Source organism: Kitasatospora sp. NPDC092948, from assembly GCF_044754805.1.
Taxonomy (GTDB): domain Bacteria; phylum Actinomycetota; class Actinomycetes; order Streptomycetales; family Streptomycetaceae; genus Kitasatospora.
Genome location: NZ_JBIVPU010000021.1, coordinates 65,761 through 80,673 on the forward strand (window position 1 = coordinate 65,761; position 14,913 = coordinate 80,673).

Annotated in this window: 15 protein-coding genes and 2 pseudogenes; 8 read left to right on the plus strand and 9 right to left on the minus strand. The window is 70.7% G+C overall.

Going from position 1 to position 14,913, the window contains the following annotated elements; all coding sequences use genetic code 11:
• Positions 1–85: 85 nt before the first annotated feature.
• Positions 86–1,519 carry an FAD-dependent monooxygenase gene (locus tag ACIQF6_RS34490; RefSeq protein WP_400902370.1) on the minus strand — a complete coding sequence of 478 codons (1,434 nt, stop codon included), beginning with the start codon at positions 1,517–1,519 and terminating at the stop codon, positions 86–88.
• A gap of 393 nt (positions 1,520–1,912) precedes the next feature.
• On the opposite strand from ACIQF6_RS34490, the gene ACIQF6_RS34495 reads away from it, so the two are divergent.
• Both ACIQF6_RS34495 and ACIQF6_RS34500 read left to right on the plus strand, forming a co-directional pair.
• Positions 1,913–2,551 carry a hypothetical protein gene (locus ACIQF6_RS34495; protein WP_400902373.1) on the plus strand — a complete coding sequence of 213 codons (639 nt, stop codon included), beginning with the start codon at positions 1,913–1,915 and terminating at the stop codon, positions 2,549–2,551.
• A gap of 721 nt (positions 2,552–3,272) precedes the next feature.
• Positions 3,273–4,757: a SulP family inorganic anion transporter gene (locus tag ACIQF6_RS34500; protein WP_400902376.1), complete on the plus strand. Its 1,485-nt coding sequence runs from the start codon at positions 3,273–3,275 to the stop codon at positions 4,755–4,757.
• A gap of 219 nt (positions 4,758–4,976) precedes the next feature.
• Here ACIQF6_RS34500 and ACIQF6_RS34505 read toward each other — a convergent pair whose 3' ends face one another.
• Together ACIQF6_RS34505 and ACIQF6_RS34510 are read right to left on the minus strand one after the other, a co-directional pair.
• Positions 4,977–5,540 (minus strand): hypothetical protein, encoded by a 564-nt coding sequence (locus ACIQF6_RS34505; RefSeq protein ID WP_400902379.1) that lies wholly within the window; start codon positions 5,538–5,540, stop codon positions 4,977–4,979.
• 176 nt (positions 5,541–5,716) lie between these two features.
• Complete coding sequence (locus ACIQF6_RS34510; RefSeq protein WP_400902381.1) at positions 5,717–6,082, minus strand: peptidoglycan-binding protein; 366 nt, start codon at positions 6,080–6,082, stop codon at positions 5,717–5,719.
• Between the two features lie 223 nt (positions 6,083–6,305).
• Here ACIQF6_RS34510 and ACIQF6_RS34515 point away from each other — a divergent pair, with 223 nt between their 5' ends.
• Both ACIQF6_RS34515 and ACIQF6_RS34520 read left to right on the plus strand, forming a co-directional pair.
• Complete coding sequence (locus tag ACIQF6_RS34515) at positions 6,306–6,815, plus strand: hypothetical protein (RefSeq protein ID WP_400902384.1); 510 nt, start codon at positions 6,306–6,308, stop codon at positions 6,813–6,815.
• Positions 6,816–7,045: 230 nt separating this feature from the next.
• Complete coding sequence (locus ACIQF6_RS34520; protein ID WP_400902387.1) at positions 7,046–7,438, plus strand: hypothetical protein; 393 nt, start codon at positions 7,046–7,048, stop codon at positions 7,436–7,438.
• Positions 7,439–7,983: 545 nt separating this feature from the next.
• Here ACIQF6_RS34520 and ACIQF6_RS34525 read toward each other — a convergent pair.
• A complete protein-coding gene (locus ACIQF6_RS34525; protein WP_400902389.1) occupies positions 7,984–8,877 on the minus strand; it encodes an alpha/beta fold hydrolase in 894 nt (297 codons plus the stop codon).
• A gap of 100 nt (positions 8,878–8,977) precedes the next feature.
• Here ACIQF6_RS34525 and ACIQF6_RS34530 point away from each other — a divergent pair, with 100 nt between their 5' ends.
• The gene (locus ACIQF6_RS34530; RefSeq protein WP_400902392.1) at positions 8,978–9,718 is read left to right on the plus strand and encodes a TetR/AcrR family transcriptional regulator; all 741 of its coding nucleotides are present in this window, start codon (positions 8,978–8,980) and stop codon (positions 9,716–9,718) included.
• An 86-nt stretch (positions 9,719–9,804) separates the two neighbouring features.
• Here ACIQF6_RS34530 and ACIQF6_RS34535 read toward each other — a convergent pair whose 3' ends face one another.
• Positions 9,805–10,380, minus strand: coding sequence for a hemerythrin domain-containing protein (locus ACIQF6_RS34535; RefSeq protein WP_400902395.1), 576 nt, complete (start codon positions 10,378–10,380; stop codon positions 9,805–9,807).
• Positions 10,381–10,756: 376 nt separating this feature from the next.
• Here ACIQF6_RS34535 and ACIQF6_RS34540 point away from each other — a divergent pair, with 376 nt between their 5' ends.
• Positions 10,757–11,170, plus strand: a complete 414-nt coding sequence (locus ACIQF6_RS34540) for a DUF3788 family protein (RefSeq protein WP_400902398.1) — start codon at positions 10,757–10,759, stop codon at positions 11,168–11,170.
• A gap of 249 nt (positions 11,171–11,419) precedes the next feature.
• On the opposite strand, the gene ACIQF6_RS34545 is transcribed toward ACIQF6_RS34540, so the two are convergent.
• Both ACIQF6_RS34545 and ACIQF6_RS34550 read right to left on the minus strand, forming a co-directional pair.
• On the minus strand, positions 11,420–11,869 hold the full coding sequence (locus ACIQF6_RS34545) for a hypothetical protein (RefSeq protein ID WP_400902400.1): 450 nt from the start codon (positions 11,867–11,869) through the stop codon (positions 11,420–11,422).
• Between the two features lie 158 nt (positions 11,870–12,027).
• Positions 12,028–12,216: pseudogene (locus tag ACIQF6_RS34550) on the minus strand (ATP-binding protein); the annotation flags it as partial.
• Positions 12,217–12,454: 238 nt separating this feature from the next.
• Here ACIQF6_RS34550 and ACIQF6_RS34555 point away from each other — a divergent pair.
• A pseudogene (locus tag ACIQF6_RS34555) lies at positions 12,455–12,877 on the plus strand (ATP-binding protein); the annotation flags it as partial.
• A 351-nt stretch (positions 12,878–13,228) separates the two neighbouring features.
• Here the strand turns inward: ACIQF6_RS34555 and ACIQF6_RS34560 are convergent.
• Positions 13,229–13,939: a hypothetical protein gene (locus tag ACIQF6_RS34560; protein ID WP_400902403.1), complete on the minus strand. Its 711-nt coding sequence runs from the start codon at positions 13,937–13,939 to the stop codon at positions 13,229–13,231.
• 104 nt (positions 13,940–14,043) lie between these two features.
• Between ACIQF6_RS34560 and ACIQF6_RS34565 the strand changes: the two genes are divergently transcribed.
• A complete protein-coding gene (locus tag ACIQF6_RS34565; RefSeq protein ID WP_400902405.1) occupies positions 14,044–14,190 on the plus strand; it encodes a hypothetical protein in 147 nt (48 codons plus the stop codon).
• A gap of 98 nt (positions 14,191–14,288) precedes the next feature.
• Here the strand turns inward: ACIQF6_RS34565 and ACIQF6_RS34570 are convergent, their stop codons facing one another.
• On the minus strand, positions 14,289–14,786 hold the full coding sequence (locus ACIQF6_RS34570) for a hypothetical protein (RefSeq protein WP_400902408.1): 498 nt from the start codon (positions 14,784–14,786) through the stop codon (positions 14,289–14,291).
• Between the last annotated feature and the right edge of the window lie 127 nt (positions 14,787–14,913).

Here is a 14,913-nt window from a genome sequence, read left to right on the forward strand (position 1 = left end):
CTTGTGTCGCGTCCGGCGTGGGGGCGGGCAGGGTCCCCCGGGTGTGACGGCAACGTTCCGATGAGCCGTGGAAACCGGTGGTGTGTCAGGGGAGTTGGGGCTGCGGGGTGCCGAACCAGCGAGTCAGGGCGGCGGTCAGCTCCGCCTGGTCGTCGCCGAGCCAGGCCACATATCCGTCCGGGCGGATGAGGACGGCCGGGGCGGCGAGCTCCGGGCACGGGTCGACCAGGTGGTCGACGCGGTCGGACCAGCGGTCGGTGGACAGCAGGCCCGTCCGGTCCAGCAGGAGGCCGCGGGCGGTGTGCATCCGGTCGTAGAGACGGCCGTCGGTGAGGACGACGTCCCGCTGGTGGCGGCCGAGTTCGTCCGGGCCGTCGCCGAAGTCGTAGCGGAGGTCCAACGCCGTGATGATGCCCGTGATGTGACGGTTCACCTCGGGGAAATCCATCAGGCGGGCGAACAGGTCGCGCAGCGCCGCCGGGCCCGGATCGGCGCCGAGCAGCGTGATCTGCGCCCGGGTGTTGGCCAGCACGGACGCACCCACCGGGTGACGCTCCGCGTGGTAGCTGTCCAACAGGCCGGCCGGCGCCCAACCGTCGACCTCCGCCGCGAGCTTCCATCCCAGGTTGAACGCGTCCTGCACACCCATGTTGAGACCCTGGCCGCCCGTCGGCGGGTGAATGTGCGCGGCATCGCCCGCCAGCAGCACCCGGCCCACCCGGTACCGCTCCGCCTGCCGCGTCGCGTCGCCGAACCGGGACAGCCAACGCGGCGAGTGCACACCGAAGTCGGTGCCCGCCACCGCGCGCAACTGCCGCCGGAAATCCTCCAGCGTCGGCGCCGCCCGATCCTCCGACACACCCTCGGCCGGCACCAGCACCCGGTACTGCCCATCGCCCTCCGGGTGCAGGCCGAACCGCAACTGGGTGCGCTGCACCCGCGCCACCACCTCGGCGATCCGCTCCGGATCCTCCGTTGCCGACATCTGCCCCAACAACGTCTCCACCGTCGCCGCCTCGCCGGGGAACGCCACGCCCGCCAGCCGGCGCACCGTGCTGCGCCCGCCGTCGCAGCCCACCAGCCAGCGCGCCCGCAGCCGGGAGCCGCCCGCGAGTTCGACCTCGACACCCTCCTCGTCCTGCGCCAGCCCCACCACCTCGCAACCGCGCCGCAGATCCACGCCCAACTCCCCGGCGCGCTCCGCCAACAGCCGCTCCGTCACCGGCTGCGGCGTCGCCAGCCCGTACGGATGGGCGGTGTCCATGCCCTCCGGCCAGTCCTTCAGCACGCCGCCGAACAGCCCGCCGACCCGGAACTCCCGACTCACCGCCCGGAAGCGCTCCAACAGCCCACGCTGATCCATCACCTCCACACTGCGCGCATGCAGACCCTGCCCACGGGACTCCCCGGTCGGAGCCGTCAACCGCTCAAGAACCACCACCTCCACCCCGTGCAGCCGCAACTCGCACGCCAGCATCAGCCCGGTCGGCCCGCCGCCGACCACCAGCACGTCGATCATCAACCCTCCGAAATCGCCCAGCAAGTGATTTTCCGTCAGAACCGGCGCGTACTTCGCATCCTGCGCTTCCCCGCCGTCGGACGGACATTCTGCGGCACCCCCGGGGCCTTGCCACAAGCCCCCCACCGCGCTATAGCTTGAGAGTGGCAGGAGCGGCCCGACCGCCCTGCCGCTGCTGTTTCCGGCGCTCGTGGCATGCTGCGGCGGGGCCGGTGGTCGGCAGATCGGTGGCCGGTGAGTCGGTGGGACGGCAGATCGGTGGGTCGGTGGCCGGTGAGCCGGTGGCCCGGGCCGGCTGCGGGAGCAGTGGGCCGGTTGTTGCGGTGCGACGGTGTGACGCCCCCGGACGTGGCGTGTGCGCGGCCTGTGCGCGGCCGGGAACCGGACAAACCCGTGGCCGAGATCCCGGCAGACCGCCGACAGGAACACACCGACCGTGACCGCCCGGATACGATGAGGCCACATCAAGTCCGTTGGCAGAAAGCCGAGTTCGGACACGAGCCGGGGAGGGCGGGGATGCGCAGAGCCGGGCAGCCGAGACGGCTGCTGCTCGCCGCACCGACCACCGTCCTGCTCGCGGCCGTGGTCGCGATAGCAGCCGTGATCGTGACGCTGCTCCCCGGACTGACGGCCGATCGGTTCGCGGACGGCCCCGGGGCGATCCCTGGATCCGCCGCGGCCGGCATGGCGACGAACAGCGCCGCGACCGATGGCGCTGCGACGGACGGCTCCACGACCGATGGCGCTGGCGCGACTTCCGCCCTGGCGATCGGCGGCGCGGGCCGCGCGGCGGAGGAGGAGCCGGGCGGCGTCGAACGCGGCTTCAGCGCTCCCGTCACACCCCTTCGCCGCGACGCCCGGACAGCCAGGACAGCCCGAACGTCCCGAACGTCCCGGGCGGCCCGGATGGCAGCTCAGGCGGCGGTTCGCGCGTACCGCTCAACGGCCCCGCGCACACCGCCCGATACCGCCGACCGACCCGCACCGGCCGTCCCGGCCGGGCTCGCCGAACTCCAGGCGTACCGCTGCTGAGCCCGATGAGCCCGAACTGCTGCGCCCGGACCTGATGCTCCGTAACTGAGGCGTCTCTTGCCGTGCTGCGTTGTGCGGATCGCCGCCATGATGCCCGGGCATGCGTCCTCGGCCCGATCGTCGGCCCCGAGATACCGGGTGCTGCCGAGCCGGAGCCCGCGCGGTCCTGGTGCCCGTCATCGACACCCGTTCTGCTGTGCTGTGCCGTCCTGCGCGGTTGCCACCCGGTCCCCGACTCTGCGCCCGACCGCTCGTCCCCTCCGTGCCTCCCCTTCGTGCCAGGATCACGGCACTGGACCTGGGCCTTGTACGCCCGTCCCTGACGCTCTGTCCGTGAGGGCCCGCCCTCAACGGCCCGCTCTCAACGGCCCGCTTTCGACGGCCCGTCCTCAACGCCCTTCCGCCTGTGCCGCGTCGCGCGGCCCGGACCGCCGTCGGTCTCGTGCCCCTCGTGTCCGACCGCCCGAGCACCCGTCTCGGCGGGCCGGGGCCTGCGCCCGGCCCTGACGCCCGCCCGTTGTCGCTACTGCCCTGCCTGGTTCTGCGCCGCCCCGGCGAACGCCCCGCCCCGGCGAACGCCCCGCCCCGGACAATGCCCCGCCCTGCCTCCTCCATGCACCGCACGTCCATCCCCGGCCGCCCAACGGAGCGTCCGCGTGCCGGACGTGCCCCCGCGCCATCCATCGGAAGTCCCCGTCGCTCCTACGTCCGAGGACCCGTCATGCCCTGGAACCCCGCCCGGGTGCGCGCTGTGCTGCGCACCGATCTGCCTGCCTCGATCACTGTCTTCCTCGTCGCGGTCCCGCTCTGCGTCGGCGTCTCCGTCGCCTCCGGCGCGCCTGCCGAACTCGGTCTGGTCACCGGCATCGTCGGCGGCCTGGTGGCCGGCGCGCTGCCCGGCAGCAGCCTGCAGGTCAGCGGGCCCGCTGCCGGGATGACCGTGCTGGTCCACTCCGCCGTTACCGCCTATGGGCTGCCCGCGCTCGGCATGCTGGTGCTGACTGCCGGCCTGGTGCAGGTGGTGCTTGCGCTGCTCCGCCTCGGGCGCTGGTTCCGTGCTGTCTCCGCCGCCGTGGTGGAGGGGATGCTCACCGGGATCGGCATTGTGCTGATCGCCTCGCAGGGCTATGTGCTGTTGGGGCGCAAGGCCAACGGGAAAGCGCTTTCCGACCTGGCCGGGCTTCCTGCGGCTGCCGTCCGGGCGGTCGACTCCGCGGCCGGCCGGGCGTCACTTGCCGTCGGTGCGGGGGTGGTTGCGGTGCTGGTGCTGTGGAAGTACGTGCCGCGTCGGCTCGCGCTGCTGCCCGGGCCGCTGGTGGCCGTGGTGCTCGCTGCGGCTGTCGTCCGGCTGCTGCACCTGCCGGTGCCGACCGTCCGGGTCGACGGCCTGCTCGACACCCTGCAGCCGCCCGGCGTCGAGCAGTTGGCGCTGCTGCTGCGGCCCGAGGCGTGGGGCACCGTGCTGGCGTTCGCGCTGATCGCGTCCGCGGAGAGCCTGTTCAGCGCGTCCGCCGTCGACCACATGCATGCCGGTCCCCGCACCGCCTACAACCGGGAACTGCTCGCCCAGGGCATTGGCAACGCGGTGGCGGGAGCGCTCGGCGCGTTGCCGATGACCGCAGTGATCGTCCGCAGCGCCGCCAACGTGCAGGCCGGGGCCCGCACCAAGGCTTCGCGGATCCTGCACGGCGTGTGGCTGCTGCTGTTCGCGCTGGCCCTGCCGGGGCTGCTGCACCTGGTGCCGCTGGCCGCGCTGGCCGGTCTGCTGGTGCACGCGGGCGGCAAACTGGTCGCGCCGCGGGCCCGGTTGCGGTTGTGGCGTGCGGACCGGTCCGAGGCGCTGGTGCTGCTCGCCACCGCGATGGGCATCGTCACCACCAACCTGCTGGAAGGCGTGGCGATCGGACTGGTCGCCGCGCTCGCCAAGACCGCCTGGGACGTCACCCACATCCGGCTGCACGTCGAGCAGTCCGCCGCCGGCACGGTGGTGCGGGTGCACGGGAACGCCACCTTCGTCAAACTCCCCACCCTGGTCGACCGGTTGGAGGACGTCACCCCGACCGGCCCCGTGGAGCTCGACCTGTCCGCCCTCACCCACCTCGACGCGGCCTGCCGCCAGGCCCTCACCGCCTGGGCCGACCAGCACCGCCGACGTGGCGTCCCCGTCACCGTCAGGCCCAAGCCCGAGTTGGTCAAGTCATCCTGATTGATCGTCATATTCCGTGCCGGGCACCGCTGTACGGTTGGCGGCGGTGCCCGACGTTCTCGCGGTCGTCCACCGGATCGGCCGGAGAGACGGACAACGCAGCCCGAGGCGGAGCGGCGGACTTGACGGCCCGGCCACCGGATCGCAGATCCCGCCTGCCCCGGCCCGCCCGGCCTGCGGACCACCGTCGTGGCGCACCCAAGGTGTACCGCGAGTCCGCTACGAGGTCAGGTCGCCCTCGCGGTCGTCGCGGAGTGGCTGTGGTTGTTCCAACGGCCCGTGAGTGGCCAGGCCGGCATGCGACCCGCCGATCCAGAAGGTCAGCGGCTTCCGTCCATCACCCAGGGACCGCCGCATCGCATTGACCAGCCGTATCTGCGCCTGAGCCACCTCCACGCCGGCGGCGCGAAACTCGTCCTCGCCGAGGGGTGTACGAACCGGATCGACCTCTCGCGCGACGCGGTCCAAGAAACGGTCGACCGACCGACCGAAGCTGTCGATCTCGCCAGCGACTTCTGCGGGGGCGATCAAGCTGACCCGCGTCAGAACGGCGCTCCACTCGGCCCAGTCGTAGTCCCAGCTGTGCCGATCGGCGTGTGCGCGCTTGATCACCATGGTGAACTTGGCGTAGTGGCTGAGCAGTTCCTGGTAGGCAACCAGTTGCTGATCCCGCGACCACTGATGGTCCTGACCTCGTCTGGTGACGATGCCACCCACCAGTACGCCCACGGTCGCCGAGGCGGCACCGGTAACGGTCGTGATCAGCGCTTCCAGCAAAGCCACCCCAGCCCCCAGCCCCCGGGCCCAGCACCTGCGATTCGATCCGCGACCGGGAACATAGCACTGGTGTGCCTTGGCGTGTCAGGGAATTGCGACGGTCCCGCGGTGGACGGTGACCTCGCTGGCCGGCTGGTGTTTGAGGCGCGTCCTGCCTGTGGCGGGGGAGCGGGCGGCTCCTGTCAGACCCTCAGGTAGCCCCAGGTCTGCTCGCCGACCTTGCCGTCGACGGTGAGGTGCTCGTGGGACTGGAAACGCTTCACGGCATCTTCGGTGGAGGCTCCGAAGTAGCCGTCGACTCCCACTGAGTAGCCGTGGTAGTTCAGCAGCGACTGCAGCTCCTTCACCCTCGCGCCGGCATCGCCCCGCTCGGTATAGGCGTTGCTCCGGTCATAGCCGCAGTAGGTTCCGCCGTCCAGGTGGCCCTGGCACTGGCCCGCCGAGACCGGCGCCCGGACCGTGGAGGGTGCGGCGGGGGCCGCCGCAGCGGCAGCGGCCGGGAGAAGCGCCACGGCGACCGCGCCGGCCGCGAGGAGGGAGAGTCTCATGCGCGCGAACCTACCGCCGTGATCGGCCGCCCGGCAGGGCGCTCTGCGGTGCGCGCCGGGCGCGGAGTCCGGTACGGGGGCGGGCACAACGCCTGCGCTCCGCTGTCGCTCGGCGCCCACGTCCACCACATCCCGGTGGTGAACGCCTTGCGGTCGCGGTCCTCGTACAGAGCCTCGAACGCGTCTGACTCACGGCCGGACGGCTCGTCATAGGCTGGCCCCCATGGGCTTGTGGGACGTCTTGCCGGACAGCGAACGACAGCTGTGGACCTTGGATCCGCTCCACAGCGTGGGCCCGTTGCGGTTCGGAATGCCTTCGGGCGAGGTGTCTGCCGCGCTCGAAGGATGCGCCCCCGGCCTTGAGTCGGGGACGGCATTCCGCAGCTACCCCGAGGACGTGGGCGTGGAGCTCCACTACGACGAGGACGAGCGGTTGTGGGCAGTCTCGGTCGATGCGCTGCGGGGACCGCAGGTGCAGGTGGACGGGATGCCTCTGGTCGGCCGGGTTCCTTCGGAGCTGGAGGACTGGCTGTTCGAACGCGCCGAAAGCCGGGGACTCCGAACGGATGTCTTCTATCTGCCCGGAGCACAAGCCGGTTCGAACACGCTCGGTGTGGTGCTGTGCATGCAGCGCGCGGGCGACCGCCTGCTCACTCGACCGGTCTTCCTGCCCGCCGAGGCGATGGGCGACGTCCATCACATGCTGCCGCAGGAAGCGTGGGACCACGTCTGACCACGTGCCGCCCTGCGCAGGACCTTCGGCGGCGGGCGGTCACGCGCGGAGCCGGCTGACGAGGGCAGCCGCGGCGACAGCGCCCGGGCGGACGTGCCCGCGCTTGTCACATCGGGTGTCATGGCGGGTCGCTACGGCTCGGCGGTTCGTGAGGTTGTCGATGGCCCGCTCCACGGTGTTGGGCGCTTTTGCAGCGGGCTCCGTCCGGCAGCGACGATTACCATCCACTGATGGCTCGCAGCAGCAAGAAGGCCAGGCGTCTCGTGGTCGACGATGAGACCTTCCTGTGGTCGTTGGGACACGAGCACCGCGTCGAACAGGGCCGGTACCAGGATTGCCGCGAGTTCCTCACCATCCGCCGCCTCGGAGCGCGAGGGCGGCTCCTGATCGTCTTCCAAGGAGGCGGCGGCCGACTGGTTCCCGACGGCTGTCTCCCCTCCGGAGCTGTCGGCGCCGCGGAAGGCGGCTGGTTGAACCTGCATGAGCCGGGCACCGTCAGAGCCTTGCTCGACGAAGCCACGGCCAGCGGGTGGAACCCGGACGACCCGGTGACCAAGCAGATGGACGGCTGGCTTCTCTTCGACGCGGTGGCTACGCGCCGGGGCATGACCCCGCCCGACTGAAGTCCCGCGTTGGTCGATCAACGGTGGGGCGGACATCGGATCTACCCGTCCAGCCGCTCAAGGCGCTCGCCATTGATGAAGAGGCTTGCCAGCAAGAGGAGTTGGTGAGAAGCCCCTCGACGAGGACCTTCGGCCCGCCGGCCTCCGCCACAGCGCCTGCCCGCCCTTCCGTTCCTCGACCGCGTACAGGGTGTGACGATCCCGTCGAGAACACGGCCGACTGGGACGACGAGTCTGAGATGTGCAGCGCCTGTTGGTGGTGCCGGAGGCTCCGACGTGTTCGCAGGGCGGCGGCCGGTGTCGGCACGCGGGGCGAGCCGGACTGGTCGTGGTGCGCGGTCGACCCGGTGAACATGCGCGCCCTCAAGAGGGGGAACTGGCGGGTCCGAATCCTGTCGGTCGTCGATCGCTCAGCGTTCGCCAGCACCGCCGCAGCCCTCACTTGTCGCCGCAGACTCACCACATGAGGTGAATCCCGACTCAACCGCTCCTGGTCGAAGGGGCGTTGAAGGCTGCGGGTGTCGAGGCTGCGGGCGTGTGATCGTTCAGCGCGGGGCGGCAAGGGCATGCGTGCGCACGGCGTCCGCGTACGGCGACCAGTGTTCGTGGGTGATCAAGTGGCCTGCGCCCGGGATGACTTGAAGGCGGGCGTGCGGGACGGCGGTGGCCAGGGCGTGGGCTGCGGAGGGGCGGAGCAGGGGGTCGTGGGCGGCGTGCAGGGCGAGAGTCGGGGCGGTGATGCGGGCGAGTGGGCCGCCGGACCACTTGGCGCCGATCTGTCGGCTCTGCGCCTGGGCGTCGCGGAAGCTTGCGATGTCGTGCGCGGCCTCCCGTTCGACGAACTCCCGGACGTCGTCGGGGCCGACGGTGCGGGCGGGGGCGGCGAGGATGCGGGCGAGCTCGACGGCCAGGGCGAGGTTGCCCTCGGAGGTGTCCGGAAAGTGCAGGCGGGCCATCCGGAGCACCGGCCCCGGGCGGACGTGGCGGAGGGCGCCGAGCGGGCCGGCGTCGCTGGGCATCGCCGCGGACGAGGTGAGGGTGAGCACCCGGTCCGGGTGGCGGATCGCGGTGCGCTGGGCGACCAGGCCGCCCAGCGAGTGGCCGAACAGGTGGGCCTGTGGCCAGCCGAGCGCGTCCAGAACGGCGACCGCATCGTCCGTCAGGTCCTCGGCGCGGTACGCGGGTGCGGTGCGGCGGAGCAGTGCGGCGACGGGGTGTCCGGCGGGCGGCGCGGTCACGCGCCCCGATTCGCCGGCGTCGCGCTGGTCGTAGGCGGCCACGTGGAAGCCGCGCGCGAGCAGTTCGCGCACCAGTCCGTCCGGCCACCAGAACCGGGACGTGCCGAGGCCCATCACCAGCAGCAGCGGCTCACCGCCCGCCCCGCCGAGGTCTTCGTACGCGAGTGGCACCTCGCCGTTGTGCGTGTAGCGCGTCGTCATCCGGTCCTCCCCTGAGATCGGCTCTCGCCTTGCGTCGGATATCGCTGTGCGCAGAGAATGCGTACGGCGTTCGCGAACACCGTACGCGATAGGTAGGCTGGTGGCCACACCCACCCCGGAGGCGCATGTGACGCAGCGGCAGGACGGCCCGATCTGGCTGCGGCCCGAACAGGCCAGGGCCGGACGTCCGGCCGAACGCAGCCGGGCCGAGATCACCGCGGCCGCGGTCGAACTCGCCGACCGCGAAGGCCTCGACGCGGTCTCGATGCGCCGCGTCGCCACCGCCCTGGGCACCGGCGCCGCCTCGCTCTACCGGTACGTCGCCACCCGCGACGACCTGCTCGACCTGATGACCGACAGTGTCGCCGCCGAGTACGACCTCCCCGCGCCCAGCGGCGACTGGCAGACCGACCTGCTCACCGTCGCCCGCCAGGCCCGACAGATCATGCGCCGCCACCCCTGGCTGCCCGCCCAGGTCATCGGCCGCCCCGCGCTCGGCCCGCACGGCGCCGACCTGCTCGAACACGTCCTCGCCGTTCTCGCCGACCACCCGGCCGCCGCAGCCCGCAAGGTCGAGGCCTTCGCGCTGCTCGGCGGCATGACCGCGCTGTTCGCGCAGAACGAGGCAGCCGCTGCCGCCGACGACGCCACTCACCGCACCGCCTACCTGCGTCGCCTCGCCGCGGACGGCGGGCACCCGCGGATCGCCGCGCTGTTCGGGCCCGCGGGTGCGGGTGCGGGGGCGGGCGCTGGTGAGGGCGCGAGTGCGGGTGTGGGCGCTGCGCCGGGCGACCCGTTCGAGGATGTGCTGGTGCGGGCGCTGGGGGGCGTACTCGGCTGATCGTCTCGGAGTTGACCACGCAGGGGCTCGGCGGGTGCGGGACGAACTCCGGTGCCGCGGGGCGCGGGTCGCGGGGGCGGGCGGGGTCAGTCCTCGCGGGTGTCGCCGAAGCGGAACCGGCGGTGCATGCGTTCGTGCCAGCTCAGTTCGGGTGCGACCAGGTCGTCCGGGGGCAGCACGTCACGTGGTCCGGTTGCCCGGGGGCGGGGCGACGCGATGCGTTCGGTCTCCCGGGCCTGCTCGCCCAGCGCTTGCAGGCTGGGCGCGGCGGAATGTGTGCGGACAGCCGGGAACAGTTGGGCCTCCTCCTGCCCGAAGTGCCCCGTCGCCTGCTCGATCAGCCGGGCCAACAGCCGGTCGAACTCGGTCGAGCCGGGCGTGGCCGCCTGCAACTCGCGCACCAGCTCGTACAGCGCAGCATGCGTCTGCTGTCCGTGGGCCACCGCGTCGTCGTGGAGCGACCGCCCGTGGCCGGCGATCGGGTACAGATGCTTGTCTTCCGCCGCCAGGTGCCGCAGCAGCGCGTCGGCGGTGAGGAACGCCAGCCGGTCCCGCCGCGGATCGCCCAGCGGCAGACCCGCCAGCTCACTGAAGCGCACCCGCAGCACCTCGTGGTCGGTCGTCATCTGTTCCAACAGGTCCAGTTCCCGCTCGACCGTCATGGTCACGCACCTCTTCGTCCGTCCGCGGTACCCGCCCCTCCCAGCTGCGCCTGCCCGACTTCGCGGAGAGGAAACCGGGTGGTGCCGACGGCCTGCGGAAAGCGGTTTCCGATTGCTGCTGGCGGCGGCCTCGGGGCGGGTTCGGTACCGCTCGGTAAGCGCTTTCCGGACTGCCTCCGGGCGGTGCGGATCGGGTTCGGCAAGCCCTCTGGCAGGCCCTTCGGCGAGCTGTTCGGCGAGCGGTTCGGCAGACCGATCGGTAAGCGCTTTCCGGTTGCGTCGCGGGAAGCGGGAGCGGTCGCCCGTGTCGCGGGTGGGCGCCCGGTGTCCGCGTGCCCCCGCCGTCAGGCGTCCGGGCCGGGGCTAACCTCGCAGGATGGCGAATCCGTTCGTGGACCCCGAGGCCGAGCCGACGCGTGAGCTGATCCGTAATGCACTGGGCCCGGCCATCGCGGGCTGGGATGCGTTGATACGTGAACTGAAGGGGGCCGGGGTCGACACGCCGTGGCGGTGGTTCCGCGACGGCGGATGGCTGGTCAAGGCGGCCGACCGGGCGCGGACCATTGCCTGGATCGCGATCGAGGAAAAGGTCACGACCTGCAGCTTCCTGTTCGCCGAGCGGCTCCGCGACGCCGTTGCCGGGCTCCCGGACATCACCCCGGAACTGGCGCAGCAGGTACGGGACGAGCCGCTGCAAGGGAAGCTCTTCCGCGTGTCGTTCACCGTTTCGACCCCGGGCGACGTCGAACGCCTGCGCCCGATCCTCAACGCGCGCATCGCTCTTCGGTAGGCGTCGGGCCCGAAGGGAGCCCGGCGGCCGAACATCGTCCGGTCAGTTCGAGCATCGTCCCGTCATTCCGGGCTCGGTCCCGTCACTTCGAGCTCAGTGCCGGTGGGCCTGGCTCAGTGCCGGCAGACCTGGCCGATGGGTCGTTGGCCGGTGTGGGCAGCGCGGTGGAGGGCGTGCAGCGGGCCGTCGAGGAGGAGAGCTCATTGGCGATGGTGGCGCCTGCTGCCGGCGTGACGGGTTCTCGCTGGATCAGATCTCCTCCCAGCGTTCCTGCTGTTCCCTGCTGTTCGGCCCGAATCCACGGGGATCGCCTTCTCCTTCGCCGCCCCGGAGATCGACTGTGCCGTCCACGAAGCCCGCGCTGAACATCATCGCCTCGGCAACGTGCCGCATGTCGGCCTCGTCCAGGTAGTGGAGGACGTTCCGCAACGAAGAATCCTCTGCTCCGACCAGGTTGGCGGCCACGGTGAGGACGGCCTTGGCGGAGCGACCCAGTTCGGCCGATGCGCTTCGTGAATCGGTATCGACAGCCCGGGCGAGTTCGAGCGCCTTGGCGAACTCGACCTGCAGGTAGTCGTACCTTGTTGTCGGCATGTGCTTGATGCACTTCCACCGAAGCAGCCAGTCCCAGAGCGCCTCGACCTGGAAGACCAGCCTGACCGCCGCCTCGCCCTCGCAGGACGGGGAGGCGGACCTCATCAGCGGCTCGTAGAGGTCAGCGCGATCTGCCGAGAGATCCACTCGTACATTCTTCACACGGATCATCATGCAGTGTCGCCTGGCGGGCCCCGGCGGCGGCGTCGCTATTCCCGGCACCGCCTGACCAGGGGCGTCGAGCTTCGTTGAGGCGGGTCGGCTCAGGCGACGTCGGTTTCCCGGTCGATGGCCTGGAGGCGGTTCTTGAGGCGGTGGCTGTTGCCGTTGATCGAGATCACGTCGCAGTGGTGCAGGAGCCGGTCGAGGACGGCGGTGGCGAGGATTTCGTCGCCGAAGACCTGGCCGCACACGTTGAAGGTCTTGTTCGAGGTCAGGATGATCGAGCGTCGGCCTGCTCGTTCTCTGCCGCGGAGGTCTCCTCGGTCTTGCGAGCCTCGATCGCGACCAGTTCCGTGCTGCACGACTTCGCCCGCAGCACCGTCCCCATCTCGGCGACCACCGCGCTCGCGGGCAGCTGACGGTGCAGCAGCAGGACCTCGATCAGCGCCCAGGTGCCCTCGCGCTCGCCGTGCGCCTCCCCACGGCGGCCCAGAATGCCTCGTGGGCGGAGGTGGACGTGCCCTCCGCATCGCCGTCGCCCTCGCGGTCGCCGGCTGCCGGGCCGGCTACTCGATCTACTTCACCAGCCTCGACGACATGGTCCGCCACCTCCGCACCGCCGAGGCCACCGGGTGTCTGACCAGCAAACTCCGCACCTACCTGCGACCGAGCGTCCTCGTGGTCGACGAAGTCGGCTACCAGCCACTCGAACGTGCCGAGGCGAACCTGGTCTTCCAGGTGATCTCCAAGCGCTACGAGAAAGGCTCGATCATCCTGACCTCGAACAAGGCCTTCAGCGAATGGGGCCGGGTCTTCGGCGACGAGGTCCTCGCCACCGCCATCCTCGACCGGCTCCTGCACCACTGCGAGGTCGTCTCGATCAACGGCAACAGCTACCGCCTCAAGAACCGGCTCGCCGCAATCGCGCGAGACCAGGACGATGCGGCCTGAGACCGGCCGCTTCCCGCCCGGACGCTTGTCAGTACCCGCGGTTAGGGTTCGGCACGGTGGGGCCGGTTCCGAGGCCACCAGCACCGGAGAACGGCAGCCTCCCTGGTCTGCTCGGGGGCGGCTACGGCCCAACCAGCGTCCAGGCATCGTCGAGGGCCACGAGTGCAGCCAGTCAGCCCGGCCCCACCTCCAACCGGCTCTCTCCGCCGTCCCACATGACTGGTGCACACCCAGGGGGGCTACGGCGACACGGCGCCTCAAACTCAGCCACGTGCCCCTCCAGGAACGCCTGCTGAGAGGCGGTCGCGTCGATCCTTCTCTGTGCTGTCGAGGGTGCCTACGCGGATCCGGTCAGATCGCGATCGGGAGCTCCTCGATCCAGCAGTCGACTGACTTCGCGGTGATCACGGCCCGGGCCTCCTCGGCATCGGCTCTGGTCAGGAAGACACCCGCCCCGGTGACGTCGGGCCCCTCGGGGCTGATCACCCGGGTCATGACGATGTAGACGCGGCGGTGACGCTCGCGGCGGATCACGGCATTCTCTTCAGCCGACAGTGCCTCGATGAGTTCTTCGGCCGAGGCAATGTTGAGGCCGGCATCGACTCCGAAAAGAGGTTGGCTGGGCCAGATCATCGGCTTGGCGGGATAGAAGTTGTTGAAGAAGCTCTGCTGAGTTCGGCCGAGCACTCCTTCCGTCCAGCCGACGGCCATGGCGACCACGTAGTCGGACTCGCCCTGGCTCTCCAGAACGAAGACATGATCGCCCTGGCCGAAGGACACACTGGCGTGGTCGGCCTCGACCTGCTCGCTCTCGGCCTCGGTCGCGCACCTGATCGCCAAGCCGCGATAGTCGTCACGGATCTTCATCACGGCGGCGGGCTTGAACAGCAGGTCAATCGTCGTCTCGGGCTCGCCGGCTTCGTCGGGCCGGCCGGCGCTCCGCATCAGGAGCTGGCCGTGGCTCGCCGTGTAGGCCAAGAGGTGGAACCTGCGTTCGCTGCGAAAGAGTTCCTTGCCGGGGACGAGCTGGTGATCGCGGTTGAGCCAGGTGCGGTCCGTCATGGGCTTACGATCTCTGTCCCGCCCACGCCGGTCAATGTGATTGTTCAGCCGAGGGAACCGGCTCTGTTCTGTCCCCACCCTGCTCGTGCCCGTAGACGTTCGGCTTGCTGCTTCTTGTCGGCGATGTGCCGCAGGCTCTCCTGGAGGCCGGCGACCTCACCGAGCCGCTGCATCCGTTGGACCTCCGCGAGGCGCTGGCGGGTGTTGGTCTCGATCTCCAGCAGTCGGGGTGGTTCTGTCGGGTCATATGAGATATGGGAGCCGTTGCTCCGGTGCGAACGGGAGCCAGGGGTGGGCCGTTCGTGGCGGTGACGCACTCGGCTGTGGCTGGGGTTCTTCGGCGAGATGCTCAGGACTGGGACAACCGCCCCTCGTAGGCCGACGAGTTCGGTCTCCAACCGTCCACCTCATTGCCGTTCACGTCCACGGTGGCGTCCATGTAGCCCATGGCATAGAGGACCGCCAACGCCACCGCCTGGGCATCGTGGTCGTCGATCTCGTGGACGGAGTGGCGGAGCGAGTTCTGCACACGGCCACAGAGGTTGGCGGCGACACCCAGAACCGAGAAGCTCGACCTGCTCAGACCGGATGCCTCCAGGGCGCTGCTGCCGCCGCGCAGGATCTCGCACGCGGCTGCGAATGCCTCGGCGAAATCCGTGGCGGCATACGGGCCGGACGCACTCATGTGCATACGAAGAAAGTGGTTCTTGATGAGCCAGTCCCGCAGGTTGTCCACCTGCAGGACGAGCCGCTCGGCCGCCTCCACCCACCGGATGGTGGATGCGCCGCGCATGAGCAGCCTTTCGAGTTCGGTCGGATCCTCGGGAAGGCGATCGGCATCGTCCATCAAAAGCAGCCTTTCTGTCCGAGCGTCAGGCCTTGTCGGCGTACTCCTCTAAGTGCTCCGCAGGGTACAGAGCTACGTGCACCTGTCTGGGCGGGTCCGCGAAGGGCCCGGCGCGAGGAGGCCGGTG

Bases quoted from the DNA above. Each gene is read 5' to 3' on its own strand.
- ACIQF6_RS34490 (WP_400902370.1), bottom strand. From the start codon at position 1,519: ATGATCGACGTGCTGGTGGTCGGCGGCGGGCCGACCGGGCTGATGCTG.
- ACIQF6_RS34500 (WP_400902376.1), top strand. From the start codon at position 3,273: ATGCCCTGGAACCCCGCCCGGGTGCGCGCTGTGCTGCGCACCGATCTG.
- ACIQF6_RS34510 (WP_400902381.1), bottom strand. From the start codon at position 6,082: ATGAGACTCTCCCTCCTCGCGGCCGGCGCGGTCGCCGTGGCGCTTCTC.
- ACIQF6_RS34515 (WP_400902384.1), top strand. From the start codon at position 6,306: ATGGGCTTGTGGGACGTCTTGCCGGACAGCGAACGACAGCTGTGGACC.
- ACIQF6_RS34520 (WP_400902387.1), top strand. From the start codon at position 7,046: ATGGCTCGCAGCAGCAAGAAGGCCAGGCGTCTCGTGGTCGACGATGAG.
- ACIQF6_RS34525 (WP_400902389.1), bottom strand. From the start codon at position 8,877: ATGACGACGCGCTACACGCACAACGGCGAGGTGCCACTCGCGTACGAA.
- ACIQF6_RS34535 (WP_400902395.1), bottom strand. From the start codon at position 10,380: ATGACGGTCGAGCGGGAACTGGACCTGTTGGAACAGATGACGACCGAC.
- ACIQF6_RS34540 (WP_400902398.1), top strand. From the start codon at position 10,757: ATGGCGAATCCGTTCGTGGACCCCGAGGCCGAGCCGACGCGTGAGCTG.
- ACIQF6_RS34545 (WP_400902400.1), bottom strand. From the start codon at position 11,869: ATGAGGTCCGCCTCCCCGTCCTGCGAGGGCGAGGCGGCGGTCAGGCTG.
- ACIQF6_RS34560 (WP_400902403.1), bottom strand. From the start codon at position 13,939: ATGACGGACCGCACCTGGCTCAACCGCGATCACCAGCTCGTCCCCGGC.
- ACIQF6_RS34570 (WP_400902408.1), bottom strand. From the start codon at position 14,786: ATGGACGATGCCGATCGCCTTCCCGAGGATCCGACCGAACTCGAAAGG.